The sequence below is a fragment of the Exiguobacterium sp. s145 genome, from assembly GCF_018618835.1.
Taxonomy (GTDB): Bacteria; Bacillota; Bacilli; order Exiguobacteriales; family Exiguobacteriaceae; genus Exiguobacterium_A; species Exiguobacterium_A artemiae.
In genome coordinates, this window is record NZ_JACSMV010000001.1 from 207,328 (window position 1) to 223,735 (window position 16,408).

Sequence of the window (16,408 nt, forward strand, 5' to 3'; positions counted from 1 at the left end):
CACGATTAACGTGTAAGCGCTTTACGATCCATGAAACGGACGATTTTATTTTTCGTTTCACGGACTGGAATTTCGTTTGTTTGCAACAGTTCTTCGAACGCAAGTTTGCCGGCTACGTAGTCCGTCACTTCGAATTCAAGCTCATAATCCGTCGTGCCTAAATACGTACTTTGATCCAACACCAACAACCCACTCGGCAATTGTTTTTCAAAACGTTCGGTTTCAAGACGGCCCAAATGTTCAAGCGAAGTCGTTAATTCAAACTTTTCCAATTGTTGATTCATCTCAGCAGAGTGAATCAGACCATACTGGAATAAATCTTCAGCCTCTTGTTCGGACAATGTCACATGTGTTTCCAGTAATCCATCGTCTTGCGGTTCTTTTAACGTCAACACCAATCCGGTTTTCTTTTCACGGATACGCAGAGCGGCACCATGATTGCGAAGTTCGAACGCCGGGGTATCGAAATAGTCATTTGCTTGCCACACAGAAGACCCGGATGTATTGTACCGTTCCATTAATTTTTTGTATTCAGATTCGTTTAACAGGTTTTTAAATTCAATTTCCATTTCTTGTCTCATTTCCGACCACACCTTTCTAGTTGAATGCTTGAAAATATGATACCATGAATGGTGTAGTGGAACGAATTGAACTAACAATTTAGACTAAAAGTGGTGACAATAACGATGACAAAAGAAAATTGGGACTTATTTCTTGCACCGTATCAAATCGCAGTGGATGAATTAAAAGTAAAATTAAAAGCCATTCGAAAACAATTTCAACAACGTGGGGAACATTCACCGATTGAATTTGTCACAGGACGTGTCAAACCTGTAAAGAGTATCTTACAGAAGGCTGAACGAAAATCGATTGATATCGAGTTGCTGGAACAGGACATGCAGGACATAGCAGGTCTCCGGATCATGTGCCAATTCGTGGATGACATCATCCATGTCTTAGAATTGTTGCGTTCCCGGGGAGACTTTAAGATTGTTGAAGAACGAAACTATATTACACAAAAGAAGGAAAGCGGCTATCGTTCGTACCACATCATCATTGCTTATCCGGTCCAAACGATTGAAGGGGAAATCCCGACACTCGTCGAGATTCAGATCCGGACACTCGCAATGAACTTTTGGGCAACGATTGAACATTCCTTGAATTATAAATACCAGGGAAATATTCCGGAAGAGACACGGGAACGCTTGCGACGTGCGGCTGAAGCGGCGTTTCTGCTCGATGCGGAGATGAGTCAGCTGAAAGTAGAGATACAAGATGCTCAAGTCGTTTTACATGAACGAGAGGCGACCGAAGCAAAGAATCGAGCAAAAGAGTAGGAGGATGACGATGCGTTTTGCGGTTACGGCGCGGGGCGATGAACGTTCCCATATGCTGAAGGAACAATTAGAACAGGCGTTGATCGAACGAGGAAGTCATCGAGACGTCGTTACTCCTGAAATCGTGATTTCAATCGGCGGGGATGGTACGATGCTGCAAGCTTTCCACTCTTATTTGGACCAGGTCGAGGAAATCACACTGGTCGGAATTCATACCGGACACCTCGGGTTTTATGCCGACTGGCGACCGGAAGAGATGGATGAATTGATTCAACATATCGCAGACGACAATATAGCGACCGTTGAATATCCGCTGCTTGAATTATCGATTGATTATGCTGATGGATCGACGAATAAACTGTTGGCATTAAATGAATGTACGATTAAAAGCTTTAATCAGACACTCGTCTGCGATCTGTCGATTCGTGGCGATTATTTTGAAACGTTTCGGGGAGACGGTCTATGCATCTCCACGCCGTCCGGCTCAACAGCTTATAATAAAGCGCTTGGCGGGGCAATCGTGCATCCGGCACTCGAAGCGATTCAGATTACAGAAATGGCATCGATCAATAATCGCGTGTACCGGACGATTGGTTCCCCGATGTTATTGCCGAAGCACCACGATGTCGAGATTCGACCGGTCAATCCGATTGATTTTCAATTGACGTACGATCATTATGCTTCGATTGTGCATCAAAACGTTAAATCGATTCGTTGTCGTGTATCGGATAAAAAGGTCAAATTCGCTCGATTCCGTTCTTTCCCGTTTTGGCAAAGGGTCCGGGAGTCGTTTTTAGCAGAAGAAAGAAGTTAATTAAAAGAGGTAACGTGATGGCATTTCAAATTGAACAACAAGTAACTTCCATTGAAGACGGATGGAGTGTCGGTCATTTTTGTACGACACGTCTTCATATTTCCCGAAAAATGTTAGTGTCGATTAAACACCACGGAGATATTTTGCGGAATGAACAACATGTCAACGTAAACGAACCTGTTCATGCAGGAGACCGGATTCATGTCCGGTTTCCGGAAGAACAGCCTGCACAGGATATGCATGCGACGAGCGGAGAACTCGATATTCTTTTTGAAGATGACTGGTTGCTGATTGTCAATAAACCGCCGGGAATGGCCTCGATTCCGTCTCGACTTCATCCGGAGCGGTCTTTATCGAATTTTGTTCTCGGTTATTACCGGCAACATCAGATCCCGTATGCGATTCATATCGTCAATCGGTTGGACCGGGATACAAGTGGACTGGTCGTTTTTGCGAAACATTCCCTTGCGCATCATCAGTTGAGTAAGATGCAACAGAACGGCTTGCTTGATCGCCGGTACGTCGCATTGATCGAAGGGACCATTCCGGCTCAAACGATTGACCTTCCGATCGGTCAAACCGATCATTCCTTCATGGAAAGAATGGTCCGGGAAGACGGTCAGCAGGCGATCACACATATCTTAACGAGTGAGCCGATCACGGCGTTTTCGCGTGAATTGTCCCGATTAACGATTAAATTGGAGACGGGCAGGACGCATCAAATCCGGGTCCATCTCGCAGCACTTGGTCATCCGTTAGTCGGAGATACGATGTATAAAGGGACACCATTGATTGCGAGACAAGCATTACACAGTGCGTCTGCGACGTTTCCGCATCCGGGGACAGGTGAGGTGATGACGTTCGTCGCACCGTTGCCGGACGACTTATGTCTTTCGTGAATACAAAAAGAGTGGCACCCGACTGGATGCCACTCTTTTTTGACGTTAATCTTCATCAAACATGGAGATGCGGGACTGTGAAGCGATGGCCATAATTAAGCCGAGTCCAACCAGGTTAACGATCATCGTCGACCCTCCGTAACTAATGAAGGGAAGCGGGAGACCGGTGATCGGTAAGACCCCCATCGTCATCCCGATGTTTTGGAAGATCTGGAATGTGAACATCGCGACGTATCCTGTCACGATATACGTTCCAAACGGATCTGCTGTTTCCAGCGCGATTTGAATCAACCGGTAGATGAATAGGAACAGGATAATTAGAACGACAGCCGCACCGATAAAGCCGTAGTGAGCTGAAATCGCAGTGAAGATAAAATCGGTGTGCAGTTCGGGAACCGATACTTGAAGTTTTCCGTACCCGACACCAAACATCTGTCCTGAACCGATAGCGTTAATCGACTGGACCAACTGATAGGAAAGGTCATCCGCATATTCAAACGGTTGTAACCAAGCCATGATCCGGTTCATCGCATGCCCCGGGAAGAAGGTGGCAAGTAAATCATTTTGGAAATAAAACAGATAAAAGAATCCGACGATTGCGACAGCCAACAAGCCGAACATCGTAAGTAACCATTTCCAGTTCAAGCCGGACAGTAACATGGCACAAGCCAAAATGACACAGAGGATCAAGCCGATTCCTAAGTCGGGTTGAATGATAATCAAAGCGAGTGGAAGCAATGTGAGAGCGACCATCTTGACTAAGAGCAGGAAGTCCCGCTCATGCTGGACGTACCGGGCGTTGTGTTCCGAGATGACGGCAGCGAGTGAGACAATCAAGAAAAACTTCATGAACTCAGCCGGCTGAACGGTTCCGATGACCGGGAACTGATACCAACCGTAGGCTCCTTTAATATTTGCGACCAACGGTGTCCCTCGTAAGACGACAAGACCAATCAGGGAGACAATTCCTGCCCCGTATAAGTACCAATGGAAACGTTTCAGTTGCTCATAATCGATGAGAATGACGACAGACAGTGCGATAAATCCGATGATATACCACTGAATCTGCTTAGCCATGAAATTGATTTCACTGATTGCCCCTTGTAAAAAAGGTTGCGCGGTATAGATTGCGATGACACTGACGACCATCAAACAACCGAGCAAAAAAAGCAACGTGTTATCATAACGTTGTGTAAATGATTTAAAACGGTTCATTCCATCCCTACTTTCTGTCTCTTTCTATATTACCGTAATTTATCAAAATCGCAATATCAAGAGCGATGGTTGACAGAAGCGTTACGTTTTTGTAACCTAGATATAGGTGTTATTACCAGGTACTAATTTAAGGGGGAACTCATAATGAATATTTATCCTTCGCTTGAGGGAAAGACGTATGTTGTAATGGGTGTCATCAATCAACGGTCAATCGCATGGGGAATCGCACGTGCTCTTGATGCAGCAGGGGCAAGTCTTGCCTTTACGTATGTCGGAGAACGTTTTAAGGCACCACTCGAAAAGTTAGGTCAAGAACTTTCACGACCGGCTACTTACTACACATGTGATGTGACGAGCGATGCTGAAATCGAACAGGTATTTGAAACGATTCATGCTGATCACGGGAAGATTTCAGGAATTGCCCACTCGATTGCTTTTGCCGATAAAGAAGCCTTGCGCGGTGAATTCTCGGGTGTGACACGTGAACAGTTTGCGCAAGCACTTGATATCTCGGCATACAGCCTGACAGCTGTCGTGAAAGCGGCAAAAGACTTCTTCACGGAAGATGCTTCTGTCATTACATTGACGTATCTCGGTGGCGAAAAAATGGTTCCGAACTATAACGTGATGGGCGTCGCAAAAGCGGCACTCGATGCAAGTGTCCGTTACTTAGCAGCAGAATACGGAAAGCAGGGCGTTCGCGTCAATGCGATTTCAGCCGGTCCGGTCCGGACGGTTTCTGCAAAAGGTGTCGGCGATTTCAATTCAATTCTTGAAAGTATCGAAGAGCGGGCTCCGCTTCACCGTAACGTCACGACAGAACAAATCGGTCAAAGCGGATTGTTCCTCTTGTCCCAAATGTCGAGTGGTGTCACAGGTGAGATTCTGCACGTCGACAGCGGTTTCCATATCTTATAATAAGATTTCGGGTACATTCTGAACGATACGGTACAGCTGAAACCAGGGGAAACTCTGGTTTTTTGTTTTTCTTAAAGCGATTTTGGGAATAACAGAATAATGAGCTGAAGTAGAGGGAGGACATCATATGTACCAGGTAGATTTTACGGTGGTCCAGTATGTGAACCGGCAAGTAAGGGTCGACTTGGAACGAAAGACAGAACCGGTCGCCCGTATCAATCCGATTAAACGTGTCGAGCCGTATCATGCCGAATTAGAAGAACAAGCTAATGCTTATGGGGTTTTGCCAGAACTAAAACTTCCCGGTCGCAAGTTCGACCGGGAAGTTTGATGTTATTGACCTGTAAATCGGAACGTTTCGTACACACTCCAAGAACCGTTTTCGAGCTCATACAGCAGAGCCATCTTAGTGACATCTTCTTGGAAGCGGATATCCTCCATCTTCAATCGTTCGAGAACGTCGAATAATTCGACATCGGATAAATCCTGACCGATTGTGATGTGAGGTAAGAAATCATACTTGGGTGTGTGACTCAAATCACCCGTGTGCAAAGCCTGATGTAATTGTTCCAATTCATCCGTCGGCATGACTTTTAAAAATAAGACATTATTCGTCGGGTGGAAAGAACGAGCTCCTTGAATGTGAAGTGAAACTGGTTTCGTTTGCTCCGCTACTTTGTTGAGAGCTGTTACGATGGAATCAAGTTCAGTATCATCGATATTGATCCGCTCCCGCATCGTAATGTGTGGTGTAATCAACGCATACTTGGAATCGTACCGTTTGCGGTATGAATTCGCAAAGTCCTGAATTCGTTTCGATGGAAACAAAACTACCCCGATGTTCATCGAAAATCCCCTACTTTCCCCTGAAATGATAACGCTTTACAGGATAATCATGACGGATTATCCGCGTGATGTCAAAGAAGTTTGAGGAGAGAGGAGCAATCCGTGTATACTTGTGAAGAACTTTGTCAGAGAGGTGGATTTTGTCATGAAAGAAAAAGCACATTCTAAAGAAGTAAAACAAGCAGCAATCGATAAGCTGCATGAGCGGGGCGTCACGATTCACGCGATTGCTGAAATCGTGTATCAAATGCAAGCACCATACACGATTGAACTGACGCTTGAAACATGTCTCAGCTCTGTAGAGCGTGTTCTCGAAAAGCGGGAATTGCAACATGCAATTCTTGTTGGGGCAGAACTCGATATTTTAGCCGAAAAAGGACTGTTGTCTGAATCGCTTTTATCCATCATTCGCAGTGATGAAGGTTTGTTTGGCGTGGATGAGACGATTGCGATCGGAGCCGTCAATACGTACGGATCGATTGCCGTCACAACATTTGGTTATTTGGATAAGGCGAAGGTCGGAATTATTAAAGAACTCGATACGAAGGTCAATGACGGACGGGTCAATACGTTCATGGATGACATCGTTGCCGCGATCGCTGCCAATGCGTCCGGTCGTCTCGCGCACCGATTGCGTGATAAAGAAGACTATTCGGCAGAAGAACTCGAACAACGGAAAGGGACGTATTGATGAAATTAAACCGAAAAGCATTAGTCGTTTCAGGCATTGCGTTCATCATTTTCATAGGGATTGCCATCTCGATCCGATTGACGGGATATTTTTTGTTTGACGCGCAACTGTCGAACCGTATGTCGAAACAAGTACCGGCTGACTATGTCAGTTGGTTCACGCAATTAGGCTCGGGAGTAGGGGCTGTGACGATGACCGTCCTGTTGACCGCCATCAGTTATTACCTGTGGCGTGATCGTGTAGGGAGTATTTGGTATCTGTCGAACTTTTTGGCAGTGGCTGTTCTCAATCAGGTCGCTAAAGTAATTTTTGTCCGGGACCGTCCGTCACTCAATGAGTTGGTCGGCGGAGTCGGCTACAGTTTTCCAAGCGGTCATTCTTCAATGGCTTTCGCGGTGTACGGTGGTTTTTTGATTCTGAGTTGGCGATTTTTAAACCGGTCCGGGAAAGTGATCTTAGGTATCTTTCTTAGTCTGTTGATCTTGGCCATGGGATCGTCCCGTATTATCTTAAACGTTCATTACTTCTCGGATGTAGTCGGTGGTTTTTGTTTTGCTTCCTTCATCCTTTGTCTGTCCTATGCCTTCATTTCACCGCGACGGAAACAAAAGGAGACGCATCATGTTACTACTTGATATCGATCACAGTCTGCTTTTTGATGAAGCCGCGATGAAAAAGATTGCCGTTCCTACTTTATTGGTAGAACGAGTGGGAGAAGAAAAACGGTTTATGACGATGCGGACGCATTTACGATTAAAGCGTCTGGTCGAAAAAAACGGCTTGATTCCATTTACGAGTCGTACGTTTGAGGCATTCCGTCAGTTGGAGTTGTTTCAAATCGATGCAAAGCCGAAATGGGCGATTCTCGAAAGCGGGAGGATTTTACTGAAAGACGGCAAACCGGATAAACGTTATGAAAACTGGTTGCGTCAACACAACGAAGAGGCTTCGCTTGAAACGATACTCCGTTACCTGGAGGAAGTGGAGCAGTTGAGTTGGACGGTATATCCGTCGGAAGCGTGGACGGAACGGATCCATCGTCCGCATCAGACGATTCCGCGGGAAGAGGACGAAGCAAAAATGCTGGATGATGTCTTTAAGCAGATGAAATTCTAATTCTAAATAACATTTACCGAATGAGGACACTTGATAAAAGGTCTCATTCGGTTTTTTTTGTCCGGTTTTGTTATGTGAATTATAAAAAAGATGATTCCGATATGGTATCGGAATCATCCCAAAACCGCCTGAGCAGCGGAACTATTTTAATGATAAGGTCTTCAATGGAAGATGTCGTCAATCATCGAGTGACCGTCAAATCATCGAACCAGTACACACCGACTGTTTCCGACCCGGCATGTGTCAGGATGGATGGACCGAATTGTGTAATCTCGATCGAGATCTGCGGGAGTTTCGTCTGCAACAGATCACGTAATTGTTCGGCGGAAGACCGCGCCAGTGTATGGCCGATGTAGAGGGTTTGATTGTATAATCCGAACTGTTCGATTTTAACAGCAATCTCGGATGACATTTCCTGAAATGCTTTTTTGATGGAACGTACTTTCTTAAACGGAACGAGTTTCCCGACCTCGTCGAACTTCACGATCGGTTTAATGTTCAGCATGTTGGCCAGCAAAAACTGACTGCTCGACACACGTCCACTTCGACGCATCGTCTCCATATTGCCGATAATCAGATAAAAATGAGAATGGTGTTTGAACTGTTCCAAGACCTGCATGACTTCTTCCGGCTGTTTTCCGGCTTGCGCCATTTCCATCGAAAGACGTAACATATTTTGTTGGTTGGCAGCACCGGTATAGGAGTCGATGGCATATAATTTAAAGCCGACAGCATCTGCAGCAGCGACAGAGCTGGCATAAGTACCGCTCAATCCGCTTGTGATGTGAACAGCATACGCATAATCATAACCTTCTGCCTGTAAACGTTCGTAAAGTTCAACCAACTCACCAAACGAAGGCTGTGAAGTCGTCGGGATGACAGAAGAGCTTTCGCGCATTTTTTGATCCAGTTGTTCGATCGACAGGTCAGTATATTCCCGATACGATTCCCCGTTGATGATGATGACTGTTGGTACGACATGGACTCCGAGTTTTTCAGCTTCCCCGGGTGGGAAAAAAGCCATACTATCGGTAATCCAAGCAATCTTATCCATTAAAGCGACGCCTCCAGTAGAATTTCATTTTTTTAATCATACCATGCGATGAAAGCGGCATCACTAACCAATCCGTTTTTCAGGAATAGAATCAAAGGAATCGTGTCTAATCGATGAACTGATGGAAAGTAGCTGACATTCAACAAAAAACACGCCACGGTTAGAACATCTCTAACCGTGGCGTGAGCAACATCTTGCAGTGATAATGAAATAAAGGAGTAAATGGTTTTAGCTAGACGCCATGAAGCGACTCTTTTTTTGTCGTCTTAATTTATGGAGGAGCCAAGCGTGAACGACTTCGCACGATTGACGAGGGAGGGTCAGTTCCACGAGCGGTTCTTGTTGCTGACCACGGATAATGAATAATCCTGTTTCTTCATCAATAGGTGAGATAGTCATTGAGCTCGCTTCATTCAATGATACCTTCAGTTCGCCGGTTGTCGCATCCTTCAATTTCAGGATGTTTCCATTCGTTGCAAACTTGGTGAATGAACCGATACCGTTCACTTTTAACTGATCCATGCTAAATTCCTCCTTCGGTTGATACAGACTTAAATTAAATCATCAGAAAATCAGTTCCAACTTCTAGCTTCCAAAAGGTTAATCTCATTATAACGAAGTCTGCAGCAGATACCAGTCTTAATTTATGTGAAAATTCCAACAAATTAGTAACGGTATTGTCATATAGAGGATTATGCAAAAAACGAGCAAAAATAGCAGTTTGAAAAATATGAAAAAACTATCCTGTTATTAAGTCATAAATAGGATTGGGATCATTGTAACTCCAAACTCCAGCTTTTTTTGCGGTGGATCAACTCGCCGCGCAAGACGATGGATTCTTTTTTTGTTTCCAGGTCTTCTTTCAGGACATGCATGTCTTCATATCGACCGGCGATATAAACTGGAATGGTCGTTTGACGTGTGAACATCGATTGCCGTGTATGCGTGAAATCAATTAAGATTCCTTCTTGCAGCAATTGCCGAAGATTAATGATGATTTCAGCTGTAAGTGGTGAGGCAGTCGGGATGCGGAGTTCCCGGCGGATTTTTTGTTGCAACAACGTTGACAGGACTTGTTCGATACTTGACCAATCTTTTAAATAAGCCGTTGCTTGTGTCCCGTTGTGCTCACTGAAATAGGCCCATTCATTGTCGACGGCAGTCATGAACGGACTGGGCATTCCACGTTTCATATGCATTAAAAATAACAGCTCTGCGATTTCAACATCTGTGAGGATATCGAGAGAATGAGAAGAACGGATATCGATGGCATTCAGGGGAAAACGTTCGACATCGCTCGATTGAACGAATTGTTCTACTTCATGGAACTCGACATAATGAAAGGCGGTCCGAGAAGAATGTTTGACAGATTTAAAAGCGGCTCCAGAAACGAGTAGAGGACTCTTTGAATCAATGGATGTGATAAAGTCTCCAAAAGTGACGCCGGACATCGTCAAACGATTGTTTTCGGCATCTTGATATAGATAGAGCAGGGAATTGGACATAAACAAGCGACTTCCTTTCGTGGTCAGGACATGAATAATTTCAATAGTAGCAAAACTTCTCAGCAGCGAAAAGGGTATTTCCTTCTGAAAACGGGCATAATATAGAAAAGAGGTGATTGGGTATGTGGGGGTTGAGAAAACCATTCCCGGAACTAAAAACAGAACGATTCATCCTGAGAGAGTTGGAAAACAAAGATGCACGGGACTTATTCAAGATTCTGTCGGATGACGAGGTCATGTATTATTACGGTTCTGATCCGCTGGTCACAGTGTATGAAGCCAAAAATGTCATCAGTTATTTTAAAGAACAGTTCACTCAAGGAAAAGCAATCCGGTGGGCGATTGCCGATCAACAAACGAATCAATTGATTGGAACGATTGGATTTCATAATTGGTTGACCCAGTATCACCGGGCTGAAATCGGATTTGAAGTCAGTCAGGACTATTGGCAACAAGGAGTGGCTTCGGAAGCAGCACGAGCGGTACTGACACACGGATTCGAAGATTTTGCTTTGCACCGGATCAGTGCTTTGGTTGCACCTGAAAACATTGCCTCCAATGCCTTGGTTCAAAAACTCGGTTTTCAGGCAGAAGGATTACTTGAAGACTATGCTTACAGTCATGGACGATTCATGGATTTAACGATATACCGAATGCTTGCATCGGAATGGAAAGGATGACTAGTTGAATGTCAAAACAACCACTTGTTTTATTACATGGTTTTGCCGGAGGAACAGATTATTTTAGTCGGGTTGAAGCGAGACTGCGTTTGTCATTTGATGTACTCGTACTTGCTTTACCCGGTCATGAGGGACAATCGGTCGGTCCTGATACAATTGAAGGATTTGCTGCATGGGTAATGAAGGATCTTGAACGAAGAGGTATCGAACGGCCCATTTTGATCGGTCATTCATTCGGGGGTTACATCGTCTCATCGATTGTCGAAACCTATTCGGAAAAAATCAGCGGATTTGGACTTGTCTATTCGACCGCTAAAGCAGATACAGACGACGCTAAACAAAAAAGAAATCAAAATATCAGCCGGGTTCAGGAAATCGGCGTGCGGGAATTCGTTGACGGATTAGTGCCCGGGTTGTTTGCAGAAGGAACAGATGCGATGATCGTCTCAGAAGCAAAGGAAATCGGCTACATGATGACGGTCGAAGGAGCCATTCGGGCGTTGACGGCGATGCGTGATCGAAGAGATTTGACACCAGTCTTAAGCCGGACAAGCGTTCCGGGAGTGATTATACATGGTGAGAAGGATCCGTTGATTTCAGAAGACAGTGCGTTTGCACCTCAAAACGAGCGGGTCATCAAGCGATCGACGGACAGCAGCCACATGGGTATGCTCGAGACACCGGATGCATTTTGTGAGATTCTAGAAGAAGTTTTCTCGGAAGAACATGCGTAAACGCAGTCTTGCCGATAAGCGTTCACCGCGTGGTGGGCGCTTTCTTGCTTCTTTTTGATAGGATCTGAAAACAAAAGCGTATGCGTTGCATTTTGAAACGAATTTCTGAATGATAAAAGGGGGAGGGATTAAGATGAAGATTATAGCAATTGAACCAACACCAAGTCCGAACAATATGAAGGTCATCGTCGATGAAACGTTTTCGGAGAAGGGACAAACATTTGAACATGCATTCGGTGCACCGGACCACGTCGCAAAATTACTAGAGATTCCAGGCATTAAATCAGTATATCAAGTCAGTGATTTTTTAGCTGTCGAACGGTTTCCGAAATATGATTGGCGGACGTTAGTCATCGAGATTCGTCGGTCGTTTGGTGAAATACTCAGTGATGTTGAAAGACATGAAACGGATGAGGCATTTGAGCCTGTTCATCTGTTTATCCAATTTATTTTAGGCGTACCGATGCAGCTAAAAGGAGTCAAAGGATTAGAAGAAAAACGTCACGGATTACCCGACCGGTTCCGGGAAGCCGCACTATTCGTTCAGCCTTATGTCAAAAATGTCATCAGTGACCGCCGGTGGGTTGAGCAAGCACCGCGTTACGGTGATTTGGATGAAAGTTTGGAGGAAGTGGCCCAAGAAATTGAAGTCGCGTATCCACCAGAGCGGATAGACCGTTTAAAAACCATCGCTTCTGGAGAAGAAGTGACATTTGACGGACAAGCGTTAACTTCGTCCGATTGGAAACAGCGTTTTGCAGCGCTTGACGAACTGCCAATCGAACTGGACTGGATTCCGGCCTATGCGAAGCTGCTTCAGGATGAAAAGATGCAGATCAGAAGACAAGCCGTAGTCAAACTTGGCATGTTTGAAGAAAATCGATTGGAACTATTGGACTATATTACGAATGCCTTGCATGATCCTTCAAGCAGTGTCCGACGAACTGCGGGAGATACGATTTCTGACTGGGCCTTGCCGGAGGCAGAAGTAATGATGATGGAAGCCTTGACGGATAAAAATAAACTGGTACGTTGGCGTGCGGCACGCTTTTTATTTGATGTCGGAACGGAACAATCGATTCCACGCCTAAAAGAAGCCGTACAAGATAAGGAATATGAAGTCGCGCTTCAGGCGGAACTCGCACTGGCCCGGATTGAAAGTGGGGAAGAAGCACTAGGTACGGTTTGGCAACAAATGAATCGAATGTCAGGTGAAAGTTCATAAGAACTTCAAATAAACGGTGTGCGAAGAACCATTCGACAAAATAACAAGTGAGATGTCTAGGTATATTTTCCCTTCTAACTAAGGGAAATGGGAAAAAATGAATATTATTTTGTAATGGTTTTGAAATGGAATTGAAATGTGTTGATAAAACGCCATTTTAAAGATGTATACAGCAACTATCTCGATGTTCCAAAAAATGGTTGTATTTTTTGGAATAAAGTTTTGACACGAAATGTCGAACGAGAATTTTCCGGTGTTTTTTCTGTTTTGATAAAGTGAAATCACAATAACTGATTCGAATTCAAACGGCTATTTTGGTTTGACTGACATCTGACATAACAAAGGAGATTCGGGGATATGATACTTTTTGCTGAAACAGACTTAGCGGTAGGGTACAAAGAACGCACAGCTTCAGGAGTGTTCGTGACGATTGAGACAGTGGACAGCCGGACGATTACACTTGTGGCACCTGCAACGGCAACGGACGCCATTTGCGATGAATTGTTTGTGACGGGGATCGAACAATTATTTTCTCCATCAAAAATGACAGCAACGATTCCGGTTGCTTAATTTATGAATTGAAGAGGCAGGATGAGGGCGAACCTTATCCTGCCTCTTTTTTGTGCTAAAATTGTTAAGTGAGAAGAGAGGGGGCGTTGTTTTGAAATGGATTATACGGATATCGTGTGTATGTGTCCTGACGTTGATTTTAGCCGGGTGTAACCAGCAGGAACAGGAAAAGCCAGCGACACAAGACGATGCGGTACAACCGATTGAAATCAAGGTGTCCGGCAAACTGCTCGAATCCAATACGGTTTTGGCTGTCGTGGAATTAAAGAATCCGAATGAGCAAGCATTGACTCTGACATTCCCGACATCCCAACGGTTTGAATTGAAAATCAAGGATGCGGATCAAAAAGTACTGTATACTTTTTCGCAAGAGCAGGTATTTACGCAAGCCATCGAACAAGAACGGTTTAAAGGACTGGAGACTAAACGGTACGAAGTAAAAGTCGAGCTTCCGCCTTCCAGTCATCCGACCCGGATCGAAGCGATGACCATCCGACAAGTGAAGGATCAATCGACGTCCATCACGAAAGCGGAAAGTGAGCTTTTGAACTAAGGAAGACATGATGAAAAATGAAGGAGTGTGACGGTTTCATGCAACAGGAAATCATTCAAGTGACGGGAGTCAAACCAGTCATTGACGCTGAAGAAGAGATTAAGCAACGCGTTCAATTCTTAAAAGAGTATCTTGTGCATACAGGAGCAAAAGGACTTGTTCTTGGAATCTCGGGAGGACAAGATTCTTCGTTAGCCGGTCGTCTTTGTCAAATCGCGGTTGAGGAGTTACGCAGTGAGACGAATCGCGATTATCAATTCTACGCTGTACGATTACCGTATGGTCAACAACAAGACGAGTCGGATGCCCAGCTTGCCCTGTCCTTCATCCGTCCGGATCATGCGTTACGCGTGGACATCAAGCCGGCCGTCGCTGCTTCCATGGCTTCTTTTGAACAAGCGACAGGAGACGTCTTGTCTGATTTTAGTAAAGGAAATACAAAAGCGCGGGAACGGATGAAAGTACAGTATGATATAGCGGCCCATTACGGCTGTCTCGTCGTCGGAACCGATCATGCAGCTGAATTCGTGACCGGGTTTTATACGAAACACGGAGACGGTGCTTGTGATTTGACGCCATTGACCGGTTTGAACAAGCGACAGGGAAAACAACTGTTGCGTCAATTACAGGCACCTGAAGGACTGATTGAAAAGGTACCGACAGCAGATTTAGAAGATAACCAGCCGGGGTTGCCGGATGAACAAGCACTCGGCATGACGTACAATGAAATCGATGACTACTTGGAGGGGAAAACCATCTCCGCTGAAAGTCAGGCTAAACTCGAAGCTCAGTATAAACGGGTTGGCCATAAACACCATATGCCGGTTTCACCCCTGGATACGTGGTGGAAATAAGGAATGACCTGCAGACGACAGCTGAAAGTGCTGTCGTTTTTTTCGTCTAAAAAGCGGGAAAAGAGTTAAAACAAACCATTGAGTAAGAGAGCCTGACTGGAGGGAACAGAATGGAATCGATAGCAGTCGTCGGTGGTGGACTGGCAGGGTTATCCGTTGCTGCCTTGCTTGCGAAACAAGGGAAACAGGTACAACTTTATGATGCCGCGATGTTAGGCGGCAGAGCGACCTCACAACGCATTAAAGGCTATACATTCAATTACGGGGCGCATGCGATATACGGGCGTGATCAGTCCGTCTTAAAGACAATCATAAAAAATCTGAAATTAGAGATTACCTGGCTGGACTTTTCTTCGGCAAAAGCAAAATATGAATTTTCCGGTCATTTAACGGCTGCTCCCGCCAATGCAATCGGTCTCTTAAAAACAGAAGTGATAGGCGGAACGGATAAACTTCGTTTCACATGGGAAGTCGTGAAAACCGTTCTCCGGCTTGAAAAAGGGGAGCCGGAGTTGTCAATTGGTCAATGGTTGATACGGGAAAAAACGGAGGAAGATGTGTCCCGTCTGATGCTTGATCTGGCCTCCAGCAATTTTTTTACGACCGAACCGGAAAACATTCCGTCAGTCGTCTATTTTGACTATTACCGCAAACTCTTTCGGACACGAAAGCCGGTCTCCTATATCGCCGGAGGATGGCAAGTTTTAATTGATGAACTGGAACGGGTCATCCAAGAACAAGGCGGAACCATCCATCGGAAAACTAAAATCACGGCGATTGAAGAATATGAACAAGGATATCAGTTACGTGACCGGAAAAAGACCGAATGGATTGTGAACCGGGTTGTCCTGGCGCTTCCTCCCCGGGATATGCGGAAACTGGCATTGCCGGCATCCGTTCAATCCTTCATCGAACCATTTGCGCAGTACGAACCGGTGGAAGTCCTCGTATATGATGTCGGGATCAGTCCATACCTCAAAACACCGTTTTCATATGTGTACGACCGTACACATCAACTGTTCGTAACGGATCTATCCCATTACGATCCGAGTATCGCGCCGAAAGATGGTCAAGTCTTACAGGTTGTTGCTTATCTTGCCCACCCAGAAGTCGGAAATCCGGATTATCTGGCGGAAAAGGTCCAACACATTCACCGGCTCCTTGATCAACATTATCCGACATGGCAGGAACGTCTCGTCGTCGAGCGGACAATGAAACGGGCAATCGTTCAAGAAATCAAATGGAAAATGGGCCAAAGCGGATTACCTAATTTTATGCAGGACGGACCAAAGGAGACGATGGCGTTTGTCGGGGATTGGTGTGAAGGAGAAGGGCAGTTATCGGAATTATCCTTCTCGAGCGCGTTGAACGTGGCAGCGACTTGGAAATAAAAAAAA

Annotated in this window: 21 protein-coding genes; 15 read left to right on the forward strand and 6 right to left on the reverse strand. The window is 45.1% G+C overall.

Going from position 1 to position 16,408, the window contains the following annotated elements; all coding sequences use genetic code 11:
• Window positions 1-5: 5 nt before the first annotated feature.
• Window positions 6-581: a CYTH domain-containing protein gene (locus tag KNQ07_RS00990; protein ID WP_251139425.1), complete on the reverse strand. Its 576-nt coding sequence runs from the start codon at window positions 579-581 to the stop codon at window positions 6-8.
• Window positions 582-686: 105 nt separating this feature from the next.
• Here KNQ07_RS00990 and yjbM point away from each other — a divergent pair, with 105 nt between their 5' ends.
• From yjbM to KNQ07_RS01005, 3 genes are read left to right on the forward strand one after another with little or no spacing between them, the layout of a single operon-like run.
• Window positions 687-1,337: a GTP diphosphokinase gene (gene yjbM, locus KNQ07_RS00995; RefSeq protein WP_012370912.1), complete on the forward strand. Its 651-nt coding sequence runs from the start codon at window positions 687-689 to the stop codon at window positions 1,335-1,337.
• A gap of 10 nt (window positions 1,338-1,347) precedes the next feature.
• Window positions 1,348-2,151 (forward strand): NAD kinase, encoded by an 804-nt coding sequence (locus KNQ07_RS01000; protein WP_012370911.1) that lies wholly within the window; start codon window positions 1,348-1,350, stop codon window positions 2,149-2,151.
• 17 nt (window positions 2,152-2,168) lie between these two features.
• Complete coding sequence (locus KNQ07_RS01005) at window positions 2,169-3,050, forward strand: RluA family pseudouridine synthase (RefSeq protein WP_214763596.1); 882 nt, start codon at window positions 2,169-2,171, stop codon at window positions 3,048-3,050.
• A gap of 45 nt (window positions 3,051-3,095) precedes the next feature.
• On the opposite strand, the gene KNQ07_RS01010 is transcribed toward KNQ07_RS01005, so the two are convergent.
• A complete protein-coding gene (locus KNQ07_RS01010; RefSeq protein WP_012370909.1) occupies window positions 3,096-4,265 on the reverse strand; it encodes an FtsW/RodA/SpoVE family cell cycle protein in 1,170 nt (389 codons plus the stop codon).
• 144 nt (window positions 4,266-4,409) lie between these two features.
• Here KNQ07_RS01010 and fabI point away from each other — a divergent pair, with 144 nt between their 5' ends.
• Both fabI and KNQ07_RS01020 read left to right on the forward strand, forming a co-directional pair.
• Window positions 4,410-5,183, forward strand: coding sequence for an enoyl-ACP reductase FabI (fabI, locus tag KNQ07_RS01015; RefSeq protein WP_012370908.1), 774 nt, complete (start codon window positions 4,410-4,412; stop codon window positions 5,181-5,183).
• Window positions 5,184-5,310: 127 nt separating this feature from the next.
• Complete coding sequence (locus KNQ07_RS01020; protein ID WP_012370907.1) at window positions 5,311-5,514, forward strand: hypothetical protein; 204 nt, start codon at window positions 5,311-5,313, stop codon at window positions 5,512-5,514.
• Window positions 5,515-5,516: 2 nt separating this feature from the next.
• On the opposite strand, the gene KNQ07_RS01025 is transcribed toward KNQ07_RS01020, so the two are convergent.
• Complete coding sequence (locus KNQ07_RS01025) at window positions 5,517-6,029, reverse strand: YjcG family protein (protein ID WP_012370906.1); 513 nt, start codon at window positions 6,027-6,029, stop codon at window positions 5,517-5,519.
• Between the two features lie 145 nt (window positions 6,030-6,174).
• Here KNQ07_RS01025 and KNQ07_RS01030 point away from each other — a divergent pair, with 145 nt between their 5' ends.
• The 3 genes from KNQ07_RS01030 to KNQ07_RS01040 are packed head-to-tail and all read left to right on the forward strand — an operon-like array spanning window position 6,175 to window position 7,836.
• Window positions 6,175-6,720, forward strand: coding sequence for a phosphatidylglycerophosphatase A family protein (locus tag KNQ07_RS01030; RefSeq protein ID WP_214763598.1), 546 nt, complete (start codon window positions 6,175-6,177; stop codon window positions 6,718-6,720).
• Entirely contained in the window at window positions 6,720-7,355 is a 636-nt protein-coding gene (locus tag KNQ07_RS01035) for a phosphatase PAP2 family protein (RefSeq protein ID WP_214763600.1), read from the forward strand. The genes KNQ07_RS01030 and KNQ07_RS01035 overlap by 1 nt, the downstream gene beginning before the upstream one ends.
• Window positions 7,342-7,836, forward strand: a complete 495-nt coding sequence (locus KNQ07_RS01040; RefSeq protein WP_214763602.1) for an HAD family hydrolase — start codon at window positions 7,342-7,344, stop codon at window positions 7,834-7,836. The genes KNQ07_RS01035 and KNQ07_RS01040 overlap by 14 nt, the downstream gene beginning before the upstream one ends.
• A 181-nt stretch (window positions 7,837-8,017) precedes the next feature.
• On the opposite strand, the gene KNQ07_RS01045 is transcribed toward KNQ07_RS01040, so the two are convergent.
• From KNQ07_RS01045 to KNQ07_RS01055, 3 genes are all read right to left on the reverse strand, one after another.
• Window positions 8,018-8,890: a DegV family protein gene (locus KNQ07_RS01045; RefSeq protein WP_214763603.1), complete on the reverse strand. Its 873-nt coding sequence runs from the start codon at window positions 8,888-8,890 to the stop codon at window positions 8,018-8,020.
• Between the two features lie 228 nt (window positions 8,891-9,118).
• On the reverse strand, window positions 9,119-9,412 hold the full coding sequence (locus KNQ07_RS01050) for a hypothetical protein (RefSeq protein WP_012370900.1): 294 nt from the start codon (window positions 9,410-9,412) through the stop codon (window positions 9,119-9,121).
• Between the two features lie 251 nt (window positions 9,413-9,663).
• On the reverse strand, window positions 9,664-10,395 hold the full coding sequence (locus KNQ07_RS01055; RefSeq protein ID WP_214763604.1) for a hypothetical protein: 732 nt from the start codon (window positions 10,393-10,395) through the stop codon (window positions 9,664-9,666).
• 122 nt (window positions 10,396-10,517) lie between these two features.
• Between KNQ07_RS01055 and KNQ07_RS01060 the strand changes: the two genes are divergently transcribed.
• The 7 genes from KNQ07_RS01060 (at window position 10,518) to KNQ07_RS01090 (ending at window position 16,402) form a co-directional block, all read left to right on the forward strand.
• Window positions 10,518-11,075, forward strand: coding sequence for a GNAT family N-acetyltransferase (locus KNQ07_RS01060; protein ID WP_012370898.1), 558 nt, complete (start codon window positions 10,518-10,520; stop codon window positions 11,073-11,075).
• 8 nt (window positions 11,076-11,083) lie between these two features.
• Window positions 11,084-11,809 carry an alpha/beta fold hydrolase gene (locus KNQ07_RS01065; protein WP_012370897.1) on the forward strand — a complete coding sequence of 242 codons (726 nt, stop codon included), beginning with the start codon at window positions 11,084-11,086 and terminating at the stop codon, window positions 11,807-11,809.
• A gap of 133 nt (window positions 11,810-11,942) precedes the next feature.
• The gene (locus KNQ07_RS01070; RefSeq protein WP_012370896.1) at window positions 11,943-13,034 is read left to right on the forward strand and encodes a virulence factor; all 1,092 of its coding nucleotides are present in this window, start codon (window positions 11,943-11,945) and stop codon (window positions 13,032-13,034) included.
• Window positions 13,035-13,391: 357 nt separating this feature from the next.
• Window positions 13,392-13,604: a hypothetical protein gene (locus KNQ07_RS01075; RefSeq protein WP_012370895.1), complete on the forward strand. Its 213-nt coding sequence runs from the start codon at window positions 13,392-13,394 to the stop codon at window positions 13,602-13,604.
• A 91-nt stretch (window positions 13,605-13,695) separates the two neighbouring features.
• Window positions 13,696-14,157, forward strand: coding sequence for a BsuPI-related putative proteinase inhibitor (locus tag KNQ07_RS01080; protein ID WP_012370894.1), 462 nt, complete (start codon window positions 13,696-13,698; stop codon window positions 14,155-14,157).
• A 38-nt stretch (window positions 14,158-14,195) separates the two neighbouring features.
• Window positions 14,196-15,011, forward strand: coding sequence for an ammonia-dependent NAD(+) synthetase (nadE, locus tag KNQ07_RS01085; protein WP_012370893.1), 816 nt, complete (start codon window positions 14,196-14,198; stop codon window positions 15,009-15,011).
• Window positions 15,012-15,121: 110 nt separating this feature from the next.
• The gene (locus tag KNQ07_RS01090; RefSeq protein ID WP_012370892.1) at window positions 15,122-16,402 is read left to right on the forward strand and encodes a protoporphyrinogen/coproporphyrinogen oxidase; all 1,281 of its coding nucleotides are present in this window, start codon (window positions 15,122-15,124) and stop codon (window positions 16,400-16,402) included.
• The last annotated feature ends 6 nt before the right edge of the window (window positions 16,403-16,408 follow it).